Consider the following 9634-nt stretch of genomic DNA (forward strand, 5'->3'; position numbering starts at 1 on the left):
GTGTTCTGCCCGAACGGACCAATTGTCAATCGCAATGAACCGCTCTCACCGGATTGTGCGATTGCAGAGCCTGCAACATTCATGCGGTGAATGACCCCAAATAATCGATATCGATTTTCAATATGAAGACCCGCGCCGTAGCCTTTCGCTCGTCACCCAAGCAAGAGGCTTTCCATGACCATCGACACGACGGCAAGCGCACTGACCGCAGGGCAGCATGCAACGCTTCAAACCTTCTACGGCGCATTCACCCGCAAAAATCCCGATCTTCTCGACGAAGCCGTCACGCCCGGCTGGCAGGACATTCCGCTGGCGCCGGGCCAGGGGCCAGGACCGGCAGGACTGAAGCCGATCATCCTCGGCTTCATCGATTCCCTGCCTGATGTCGAGATCCTGGTCGACGAAGTCATCGGTCTCAACGATCGCGCCGGCGTTCGCGCCCGCATCGTCGGCACGCAGCGCGGCGCGCTCTTCGGCATTCCGCCGACGAACCGCCGACTCGAAATCGCGCTTCATGAATTCCACCGTTTCGAAGGCGACAGGATTTCCCACACCTGGCATCTCGAAGACTGGTTCGGCATGCTGCATCAGCTCGGCGCCTGGCCGCCAAAGACGATGCCGCTGCTTCAGGAGCGCGCGTGATGAAAGCCGTCCGCATCCATGCCTACGGCGCGATCGGCGACATCCGCCTCGACGATATTCCCGAGCCGGTGGTGGGTCTCGACGATGTCCTCATCCGTATCGAGGCCGCAGCAGCCAATCCGATGGATAACAAGCTGATCGCCGGCTACCTGAAGGATTTCTTTCCCCTCGCCTTCCCTCATGTGCTGGGGACCGATCTCACCGGCACGGTCGTTGCAACGGGCCGGATGGTCGCCACCGTCAAGCCCGGCGACAGGGTGATCGCGCGCACCGAGCCGGCCGCCGGCGGCGCCTTTGCCGAACTGGCGGCCGTGCCCGCGCGCCTGGTCGTGCCGGTTTCGCCGGCGCTGCCGCTCAAAAGCCTCGCCGGTCTGCCGACGGCTGCGGCCAGCGCCTGGCAGGCTTTGTTCGAAGCCGCAACCGTCCAGCCCGGTCAATCGGTCCTGGTCCATGCCGGCGCTGGCGGTGTCGGCAGCTTTGCCGTCCAGTTCGCAAGGCGTGCCGGAGCGCATGTGACGGCAACGGCATCTGCGGCCAATCTTGATCTCGTCGGCTCGCTCGGCGCCGAGGCGGTGGTCGATTACCGCAGCCAGGACTTCGCCGCCCTGCTGACGTCCGTCGACGTCGTGATCGATACGGTCGGCGGCGAAACATTGCAGCGCTCGCTCGGCATCATCCGCCGGGGCGGAAAGCTCGTCGGTCTGTCGGCGCCCTTCGACACCGAAGGGGCGAAAGCGCGCGGCATCGATGCGCAATTCCTGTTTCACCAGAGCGATGCGGGCCGCCTCGCCGCAGTGGCAGCGCTCGTTACAGATGGTCACCTGCAGAGCGTCATTGGCCGGGAGTTTGCTCTTGCCGATACCGCTGAAGCGCTGCGGGCTCTTTCGAAGGGCGGTTCTCGCGGCAAGACGCTGCTGATGCCATAGGCAACCGCTGGAGCATGATGCCGAAAAGTGTGCGCGGTCTTCTCAAGACATCACGATCTAACTCGTTAATTTAGAAGAGGATTCAGATTTTAGGCCAACGGGCCTAGAATCATCCTGTTCTAGAGCATGTCGCGCAAAAGTGTGCAGCGGTTTTGCGGCAACGACATGCGTAAAAACAAAGAGCTAAAGCGCGTCGCATGAATCAAATTTGACGCGACGCGCTTTAGCGCAGAAGCAGGATCAGTCCGGGTCTCCTGGCCGATCCTGCTTCGCCGCCGCAACGGAACCGATCAGCGCGCGGAACCACTGCTGTCCCACATGAGAATCGTTGCGGCGATGCCATGACAGCGCGAAGGAGACCGGCGGCAGCTCGATCGGCGGCCTGTGGACGGACAGCCTGGCGCGATGATCCGAAACCTCAACGATCCCCTGCATCAGCGTGGCGACGAGATCGGTCTCGGCGACGACCGCCGGCGCCGCATACATTTGCGGCAGCGTCAGGCCCAGCCTGCGCCGCAGTCCGAGTTCCGAAAGCCTTCGGTCGACATGGCCGTAACGATCGCCTTCCGGCGATACGAGCAGATGGTCAAGGCTGACGAAGGTTTCGAGGTCGAGGCACTTTGCCGCTGGGTGATCGGCGCGGACGATCGAAACGAAGCTCTCCTCGAAAAGCAGCCGCGAAAGGATCCGCGGCGACGAGGAGACCGGCACGCCGATTGCCGCATCGACCTCGCCGGCATCGAGCATTTCCACCGCCCGTTCGCGGACGGTGAAACCCTTGACGTCGACGCTGACATTCGGCGCGACCCGCCTGATTGCGGAGAGCAGTTTCGGCAGCAGCACGAAGGCCGGATGTTCGGAGAGACCGAGGCGAAACGAAGCCGATGACGACTGCGGGTCGAAGGCGCCGCTGAAGGCCAGCGCCTCCTGCGCATGCCGCAGCGATTTTCCGATCGGCTCAGCGAGATCGAGTGCCCGCGGCGTCGGCTCCAGCCCGTTCGGGCTGCGCACGAACAGTTCATCCTGGAAAAGCTGCCGCAACCGGGCGAGCGCCGCACTCATCGCCGGCTGGGTGCGGCCGATGCGGGCGCCGGCCCTTGTGACACTGCGCTCTGCCATGATCGCATCGAAGGCGACGAGAAGGTTGAGATCGATCGAGGAGAGATTATTCATGGCGTGGATGATAGGCGCCCGCCGCTATCGATTGCAAGCATGCCGAGAGCCGGTGACGTCAGGCCTGTCGCTGAAAGCGTTAGCGCGACTCCTTGAAGATGTTCAGATAGGCGGGGTCGAATTCGGCGATTTCCTGCAGGCGCTCCCAGTCGACGATGGTGATCGTCCGGTTCTCCCAAGTAAAGACGCCCTCGCGCCTCAGCGCCTGCAGCGTCTTGTTCAGGTGGACGACGGAAACGCCGAGCACATCGGCCATCTCGATCTGCGTCAACGGAAACTGGAAGCTGGCGCCGCGCGTCCGCTTGACGACCTGCAGGCGCACGAAAAGCTCGCAGACGAGGTGGGCGATATGGGCGCGTTTGGAGCGCCGGCCCATGGCGACGATCCACTCGCGGTGAATGGCGCCATCGACAAGCGTATCGAGCCAGAGCAGCCGCGTCAGATGCGGCATGCGCTCGGTGATCGCCCTGAGATCGGCATGATCGGCGAAGGCGACATGACAGGGCGACAGAGCAACGATGCCGTGATCCATCTTCTTGACGGGAAAGGCATGCAGATCGACGAAATCGCCGGCGACATGCAGCGCGGTGATCTGTCGGCTGCCATCGGCCATCACCTTGTAGCGCGCCGCGAAACCATCGAGTAGCAGCGTGCTGTAGGGCGGGCGGCTGCCTTCGAGGACGATATCCTCTCCCGCAACAAAATGCCTGTCCTTGACCAGGATCGACCTGAGAAGGTTCTCCTCCTCGGCGGAAAGCACGTCGCGGCTTCCAAGATTGAGCAGCAGGGCTTCAATCACGGGCTTTTCCGCCGATAGCACAAGAGGAGATCATGATGATGCGACCTGTATTTTCTATAAGAATCAATGCCTAGCCTCGGGAACAATTGTCTTCATCTGTACTTTCCCCCTGTGACGACAGGAAAAAACATGGCTCGCTACTTTTTCGATCTACATAACGGCGAAGGTCCCACACGCGATGAGCACGGCACCGAGCTCAGATCGCGCGCGGACATTCCGAAAGAGGTGACCCGCATCCTGCTGGATGTGGCCCGTGACGAGCTGCCGGCGGGTGATCGCACCATCATCGCCGTCACCGTTCGCAACGAAAGCGGCGACCCAGTTACGGTTGCCAGCCTCATCTTCAACAATGAGTGGCTCGATGTATTGCGATAGGCCGCTATTCAAGGCTTGCCGTCGATCTTCTCCGCATAGTCCGACGCGGTGGCCGCGACGATTGAGTTCTCTTTATGCATGTCGTCATCCCGGAACCGCTACACACTTCCGGGCGACATGCATTAAGACCCGCCTTCATAGCCGGCAATTAACTTTGACATAGTCGCGCCATTGCTTGGAGCAACATCGTAGACGGCTTGCCGGCTGCGGCTATTTGGGTATTTCCTCGAGGATCAGCCGGATCTCCGCAAGCGGTCGCCGGCTTTCGTCAAAGAGTTCCACCGACAGCATGTTCAAAGGTTCTGCCGGCAGACCTTCGGCGGCCATCTCCGCCAGCACGCGCCGGGCCTCCGCTTTCGCGGCCTCGATGGAGGCGAACTCATATCCTGTCTCGGTCGCCCCGACGCCATCACCGTCGAGGAGCTGAAAGTAGAATTTCGGCACGACACATCCCCCGCTAGATCAGTCTAACGAGCCCGCGGGCCACATGTTCCCGATTGCTGATGTGTCTCACCTGCGGTGGTCAGAAGGTGCCGGCTTCCGGAGACGCCATTTCCTCGATGCCGTCGACGCGGTCGGGATAAAAGGCGAGATGGTCCTTGATGTTGCTGACGGCGGCATTCGGCGCTTCGTAGGTCCAGACGGCATTCTTCGAGCGCTCGCCGCCGGCAATGATGCTGTAATAGGCGGCGTCCCCCTTATAGGGGCAATGGCTGGCATGGTCGGTGCGCTGAAGCTGCGCCATGTCGACATCCCGACGCGGAATATACTGCACCGGCGGATAGGAGGCCTCGCGCAGCGTCAGCGCATCGTGGGTATCGGCAATCACCTTGCCAGCAAGCGTGACGACGACGCGGCAGGGATTGTGCTCGACGGTGATCGGATGATCCGGGCCCGGGATCTTGATCGATTTGTCTGACATGAGGTTCGTCTCCATGAGATATCGATCTGACTGAGATAGGTCGGGCATGCCGCCGGCCCAAGACCTATCCGGACGACATGCATTAGAATTCGAAACGCGGCGATGCCAGGCTCAGCATGGCGGTTTTCGGCTGAACCGCCCAGTGATGCGCCAGCGCCTCCGAAAGCGTTGCGACCAGCCTGCCGATATCCTCGCCGGCAGTAGCGTGCAGCGCCTCGGCGACGATCAGCACTGAGCGCGTCTGTTGCCGCACCGCCGAAAGCCCGCTCTGCCGGTTGGTCCAGCGCCGCGCATGCGCCCTGTCTTCACCGTCGGCAAAGATCACCTCGTTTACTTCCGGATGCTCGATTTCGCCGCCGAAGGTCAGATAGGTCTCGTGGCCGCCGGCGCGCCGAACCTCGAGATCGCCGGCAATCTGTTCGGCGTCGAAGACGGCGATTGGAATGGCGAAGGCGAGCGAAATCGCATTGCAGAGATCGACGAGCGGATGCAGGTTCGGCAGGCCATGCTCCTGGCGGAAGCGGCGCAACAGCGCCTCGGAAGCTGAGCGATATTGCGTCGGCTTCAGCCCCATGCGCGAAAAGCCGCGCCGCCACGCCTGGATTTCAGGAAATTCGCCCTCCTGCGCGGCGGCCAGCCGGCCCTCGGCAATCGTGCTGAAACTGGCAATCGCCTTCTCGACATCGGCATCCGCATGGATAGCGTCGACATGGAGCGCGCCGGCGCGAAGCTCCGGAAACGCCTGCCATATCGCATCGGAATGACGAAACTGCATGGCCTATCTCCCTCTGGATATATTCATTGCCGCCCGGCTGCCGGCAAAGGCAAGCCCGAGCACGGCCGCCAGCACGCAGGCGATGCCGGCGATCTGGTTGAGCCCGATCGGTTCGCCGAGGATCAGGAAAGCCAGCATGACGGCGCAGACCGGAGCGACTGCGGTGAAGAGCGCAGCTTCCGTGCCGCTCACCCTGGCCGCTCCCGCATACCAGAGCAGGAAGCCGCCGACGGTCGGCACCAGCGCATAATAGACGACGGCAATGATGGCGCTTGCAGGTATATCCGGTGTGACAGGCGCCGCGAAAGCCGCCGGGATGACGGCGACGACAAAGCCGATGCCGGCCATCAGCGTCGACTGGGCAAGCGGCGGAATGTCCGCCTTCAGTCTTTTGTTCAGCAGGATGAACAGCCCCTCGCAGACGACGGCGCAGAAGATCAGCAGATTGCCGGCGAGCGACCCGCCGGCCGCACCCGGCGTGACGGCGATCGAAAGCACGCCCGCCGTTGCAAGCGCCACGGCAAGGAGCAGGCCGCGCCCAGGCCTTTCGCGCAGCAGCAGGATGGAAATACCCGCCGAGACCACCGGCAGCGTGCCGATGACCACGCCGGCATCGGCGGCCGAACTGAGGCTGAGGCCTGAGATCAGCAGCGTCGTATAACCGACGCTGCCGGCGCCCGCCTGAACGACGAGAATCAGGCGATCGTGCCTGGAAAGCTTCGGCAGCCGGACGCCGCTTGCCCGCATCAGCACCAGCAAGACCGGAAAAGCCAGCGCGAAGCGCAGGGCGGTGGCGGTAAATGGCGGCAGGCCCGATGCGATGAGCTTGCTTGCGATGACGGTGCTGCCCACCGTCAGCATCGCCAGCGCCAGATAGACATACCCTTGAACCTGCCTCGACATTCAACGCCTCCTGTTGGAACGCCGAGGAAACAACAGGGGCGTCTCGCGGTCTTGAACGAAATTGCAGGCGCCGGGACTTTAGAGAAAGGCGCCGGCATAGAGCCGCGGCGACAGGCCGTATTTGCGCACGAAGACCCGCGTCATGTGGCTCTGGTCGGCAAAGCCGCTGGCGAAGGCGGCTTCGGCAAGCGGCATGCCCTGAGCGATCAGCCGCCGGGCGATATGGATGCGGGCCTGGACGAGATAGGCATGCGGTGTCAGGCCCGTCGCCCTGGCAAAACCGCGCAGCACCTGGAAGCGGCTGAGCCCGCTTTCGCCGGCGAGATCGGCGAGCGAGACGGCGGCAAGCGGATCGTCGTCGATCAGATCCCGGGCCGCGCGGATCGACGCCGGCACCGGCGGCCGCTCGTCGCTGCCGCCGCGCTCCCGCATGACGTCGGCCACAAGCTGCAGCAGCAATTGCTCGCGCAACAGCCCATATCCCGACCCGCTCTCGGTCACCGCGCCAAACAATATTTCGAAGCGGGCGGCGATCGCCCTGTTGCGGATGACGGGATGGGGGATTTCCTGCCGCCCTGGCCCACCCTCGCCGATCTCTCGCGACAGGCCGGCGACGATCTCGGGATCGAAATAGAGGATGCGCCACGATCGCCCATCGCCGATCGGCGCCCCGTCATGCACCTCGTTCGGATTGACCGTGATGATATCGCCGGCCGCAGCCTCGACCATGCCGCGGCCGCTCAGCGATTTCTGCGCCCCTGATGAGACGAGGCCGATGCCGAACTGCTCATGCGTGTGCCTGGAGAAACTGTGACGCGTTTCCGCCTCCACCGCTTCGACGCCTGATAGCGCCGAGCGCAGCATCCTGAACTGGTTCTTCGCCATCGTCTGTCCGCAGGTTCGATTGCGGCCACTCTGCCAGCCGGATGGAGATGGCGCAACGGCTAGAAGAATTCGTCGAGCAGCCGATAATAGTCGAGCCTCACAGGATCCGCGGCCGGCATGCCGTAACGATCGAGGAAGGGCTGCACCAGCGCCTCGCCGAAATTAGAGGCGATGCTGCGGCAGGCGAGCGCGATATCCTGATAGCGGTCGGCGACGCCGAGCCGGCTGCAATCGATATAGCCGGAGAACCCGTCCTCGGAGGCGATGAAATTCGGCAGGCAGGCATCGCCATGGGTGACGACGAGGTCTTCGCGGCCCGGCCTTCTGGTTTCGAGTTCGGCAAACAGCGTCTCGGCACTTTTCCCAAGCCGCGTCTCGTCGAAATCGGTCTCGTCGACACTACCGGCCTGCATCCGCGCTTTGGCTACCGCCATGCGTTTCTCCCGCCGGTGATCGAAGGGGCAGGATGTGATCGGCAGACGATGTAACTCGAGAAGCGCCGCAGCCAGCAATTCGACCCGCGCCAGCGGCGTCAGCGCCGATGCACTGGCAAGATCATTGCCCGGCAGCGCGCCGATCAGCAGCCAGTTGCGCCCGCCGTGGCTTTCCCGGCCGATCACTTCGGGACACGGCAAGCCGGCGGTCTTCAGCCAGTCAAGCCGGGCGGCTTCATCGGCAAGCTCGCCGAACGGCCCCGCTGCCTCGACCTTCAGATAGAGGACCGGCTGCCCCTCGCCTTCCAGCCGGAAGACGCTCGCGGTGGAACGGCCGAGCGTATCGCGTTCGAACCGGTAGCCGGACAGCCGCTCGGCAAGCGCTGCCGGCAATGTTTTGGAAAATGTCAATGCAGCGTTTCGGCGGGCGCCGCTTCGAGCAGAATCTCGAACGCCTCTTCCAGAGCCGCCACCAGAATATCGGTCAGCTCGTCACCCTTGTGTTCCAGGAACAGCGCGCTCACGGCTTCATCCTGACGCTCAAGAAAACGCTCGATCTCGTTCGACATATCATTGTCCTCTCTCACCGTATCATCACGGCCATGAGGAGAGGCTAGATGCGGTTCCTTGCGTGTGGCTTGTTGCCGATGAGACGAAAGCCCATCGCGAGGACTAGTCAAGAATATCGTACTTCGCATACTGACTGCGGGGGATCAACCCGCCAACTTCGTGGGCAAACGACACAACTTTCGTCGCTCCCTCATCCAACTCGCACCTGAAACGAACGTGGTACCAGCCTTTGGCTGTGCTAAAGGCCGCATCGTCGACGTTAAGAATGCTGCCGGCTCGCAATCCAAAACTGGGCAATGAGATGGGGAAATAACGCGGCGAACCGTGAATAAGTTGGGCCTGAAGCTCGGTGGCGCAAAGCGTGGCCACTCGATTTTTACGTGGAAGGCCATTGATCGCAGTTTGCGCAAATGAACTGCCATCGTTCGTCTGTGAAAACAGCGTTTTTGCCTTGGGTAGATCGCTGTTTTTAGTAATCACTTTCGGCGTCGCGGTGGTCTTTTCTTCAGACGGTTTGGCCTGCTCGATCGTCGTATTGGCGTCGCCAGACACGTCTGTCCGCGGCCCATCACGCTCCGGCGAAACCTCTGCCGTCGCAACCTCAGGAAGCTTCACATCATCCGGCACTGGTTTTGATGGAGGCTCCTCGGTTTTAGGCTTTTCGGCCGCCGTCTTTGTCGGCGCCTGCTGCGGTTCGATATCCTGCTGCGGCGAGTTCGCTGCAGGTTTAATTTCACCCTGAGAAGAATTTCCCGTCAGCGACTTTTCCGGGCCACTATTCTTGTCGCCAAACTCGATGACCGGGCGCAGGGTCGGCATCGGCTTCGCTTGCACGGGAGCTTTCTTAGCCTGCGGCGGCGGGGGCGGAGGCGGTGGTGGCGGAGGCGGCGGTTGCTTCTTCGCCTGTTCCTGCGGCTTCGGCTCCGGCGGTTTTTCCTCTTTGGGCTCCGGCTTCTTCTCCTCCGGCGGCGGAACGAGTTCGACCTTCACGCTCTCCTCTTCGGCAGGCTTCGGCTCGATCTTCGGCAGCCCGAAGATCAGAAGCGCGACAAGGGGGATATGCAGAAGTACGGACGCACCGATGCCCCAGCGGATTTCAGGCCGCTGTTTTCCCGTTTCGTGCTGCGTTTCCGCTGGTGCCACGTCTTCTTCAGTCACAGCAGCGATGTGGCCTTTAAAACCGGCAGCATCAAGCCACAAAAGAAAAAAACCGCGTGATCGCAACAGCGA

At 62.2% G+C, this 9634-nt stretch carries 13 protein-coding genes; 3 read left to right on the top strand and 10 right to left on the bottom strand.

All coding sequences use genetic code 11. The features are described from left to right. Positions 1 to 174 precede the first annotated feature (174 nt). Together K6N12_RS19390 and K6N12_RS19395 are read left to right on the top strand one after the other, a co-directional pair. Positions 175 to 642 carry an ester cyclase gene (locus tag K6N12_RS19390; RefSeq protein WP_097628170.1) on the top strand — a complete coding sequence of 156 codons (468 nt, stop codon included), beginning with the start codon at positions 175 to 177 and terminating at the stop codon, positions 640 to 642. Beyond that, positions 642 to 1568 carry an NADP-dependent oxidoreductase gene (locus tag K6N12_RS19395; protein ID WP_097628169.1) on the top strand — a complete coding sequence of 309 codons (927 nt, stop codon included), beginning with the start codon at positions 642 to 644 and terminating at the stop codon, positions 1566 to 1568. Before K6N12_RS19390 ends, K6N12_RS19395 begins: the two co-directional genes overlap by 1 nt. Before the next feature lie 240 nt (positions 1569 to 1808). Here K6N12_RS19395 and K6N12_RS19400 read toward each other — a convergent pair whose 3' ends face one another. Beyond that, on the bottom strand, positions 1809 to 2741 hold the full coding sequence (locus K6N12_RS19400) for a LysR family transcriptional regulator (RefSeq protein ID WP_097628168.1): 933 nt from the start codon (positions 2739 to 2741) through the stop codon (positions 1809 to 1811). A gap of 79 nt (positions 2742 to 2820) precedes the next feature. Beyond that, the gene (locus K6N12_RS19405) at positions 2821 to 3540 is read right to left on the bottom strand and encodes a Crp/Fnr family transcriptional regulator (protein ID WP_222148940.1); all 720 of its coding nucleotides are present in this window, start codon (positions 3538 to 3540) and stop codon (positions 2821 to 2823) included. A 129-nt stretch (positions 3541 to 3669) separates the two neighbouring features. Between K6N12_RS19405 and K6N12_RS19410 the strand changes: the two genes are divergently transcribed. Continuing rightward, complete coding sequence (locus K6N12_RS19410) at positions 3670 to 3915, top strand: DUF6894 family protein (protein ID WP_097628166.1); 246 nt, start codon at positions 3670 to 3672, stop codon at positions 3913 to 3915. Positions 3916 to 4125: 210 nt separating this feature from the next. Here K6N12_RS19410 and K6N12_RS19415 read toward each other — a convergent pair whose 3' ends face one another. From K6N12_RS19415 to K6N12_RS19450, 8 genes are all read right to left on the bottom strand, one after another. Further along, positions 4126 to 4359 carry a DUF6894 family protein gene (locus K6N12_RS19415; RefSeq protein WP_097628165.1) on the bottom strand — a complete coding sequence of 78 codons (234 nt, stop codon included), beginning with the start codon at positions 4357 to 4359 and terminating at the stop codon, positions 4126 to 4128. 79 nt (positions 4360 to 4438) lie between these two features. Then, complete coding sequence (locus tag K6N12_RS19420; RefSeq protein ID WP_097628164.1) at positions 4439 to 4837, bottom strand: DUF427 domain-containing protein; 399 nt, start codon at positions 4835 to 4837, stop codon at positions 4439 to 4441. A gap of 82 nt (positions 4838 to 4919) precedes the next feature. After that, the gene (locus tag K6N12_RS19425; RefSeq protein ID WP_097628163.1) at positions 4920 to 5612 is read right to left on the bottom strand and encodes a B3/B4 domain-containing protein; all 693 of its coding nucleotides are present in this window, start codon (positions 5610 to 5612) and stop codon (positions 4920 to 4922) included. A gap of 3 nt (positions 5613 to 5615) precedes the next feature. Continuing rightward, positions 5616 to 6515, bottom strand: a complete 900-nt coding sequence (locus tag K6N12_RS19430; RefSeq protein WP_097628162.1) for a DMT family transporter — start codon at positions 6513 to 6515, stop codon at positions 5616 to 5618. Between the two features lie 78 nt (positions 6516 to 6593). After that, positions 6594 to 7400 (bottom strand): AraC family transcriptional regulator, encoded by an 807-nt coding sequence (locus K6N12_RS19435; protein ID WP_097628161.1) that lies wholly within the window; start codon positions 7398 to 7400, stop codon positions 6594 to 6596. A gap of 59 nt (positions 7401 to 7459) precedes the next feature. Beyond that, entirely contained in the window at positions 7460 to 8245 is a 786-nt protein-coding gene (locus K6N12_RS19440; protein WP_097628160.1) for an APH(3')-II family aminoglycoside O-phosphotransferase, read from the bottom strand. Further along, the gene (locus tag K6N12_RS19445; protein WP_003565364.1) at positions 8242 to 8403 is read right to left on the bottom strand and encodes a hypothetical protein; all 162 of its coding nucleotides are present in this window, start codon (positions 8401 to 8403) and stop codon (positions 8242 to 8244) included. The genes K6N12_RS19440 and K6N12_RS19445 overlap by 4 nt, the downstream gene beginning before the upstream one ends. A 103-nt stretch (positions 8404 to 8506) precedes the next feature. Continuing rightward, the gene (locus K6N12_RS19450; protein WP_183777661.1) at positions 8507 to 9604 is read right to left on the bottom strand and encodes a DUF930 domain-containing protein; all 1098 of its coding nucleotides are present in this window, start codon (positions 9602 to 9604) and stop codon (positions 8507 to 8509) included. Positions 9605 to 9634: the final 30 nt, after the last annotated feature.

The sequence above is a fragment of the Rhizobium redzepovicii genome (genome assembly GCF_019793435.1).
Classification (GTDB): domain Bacteria; phylum Pseudomonadota; class Alphaproteobacteria; order Rhizobiales; family Rhizobiaceae; genus Rhizobium; species Rhizobium redzepovicii.

What these genes read in the sequence shown, in the direction of transcription:
- K6N12_RS19430 (WP_097628162.1), bottom strand. Translation starts at nt 6,515, where the DNA reads ATGTCGAGGCAGGTTCAAGGGTATGTCTATCTGGCGCTGGCGATGCTG.
- K6N12_RS19420 (WP_097628164.1), bottom strand. Translation starts at nt 4,837, where the DNA reads ATGTCAGACAAATCGATCAAGATCCCGGGCCCGGATCATCCGATCACC.
- K6N12_RS19425 (WP_097628163.1), bottom strand. Translation starts at nt 5,612, where the DNA reads ATGCAGTTTCGTCATTCCGATGCGATATGGCAGGCGTTTCCGGAGCTT.
- K6N12_RS19445 (WP_003565364.1), bottom strand. Translation starts at nt 8,403, where the DNA reads ATGTCGAACGAGATCGAGCGTTTTCTTGAGCGTCAGGATGAAGCCGTG.
- K6N12_RS19410 (WP_097628166.1), top strand. Translation starts at nt 3,670, where the DNA reads ATGGCTCGCTACTTTTTCGATCTACATAACGGCGAAGGTCCCACACGC.
- K6N12_RS19390 (WP_097628170.1), top strand. Translation starts at nt 175, where the DNA reads ATGACCATCGACACGACGGCAAGCGCACTGACCGCAGGGCAGCATGCA.
- K6N12_RS19395 (WP_097628169.1), top strand. Translation starts at nt 642, where the DNA reads ATGAAAGCCGTCCGCATCCATGCCTACGGCGCGATCGGCGACATCCGC.
- K6N12_RS19400 (WP_097628168.1), bottom strand. Translation starts at nt 2,741, where the DNA reads ATGAATAATCTCTCCTCGATCGATCTCAACCTTCTCGTCGCCTTCGAT.
- K6N12_RS19435 (WP_097628161.1), bottom strand. Translation starts at nt 7,400, where the DNA reads ATGGCGAAGAACCAGTTCAGGATGCTGCGCTCGGCGCTATCAGGCGTC.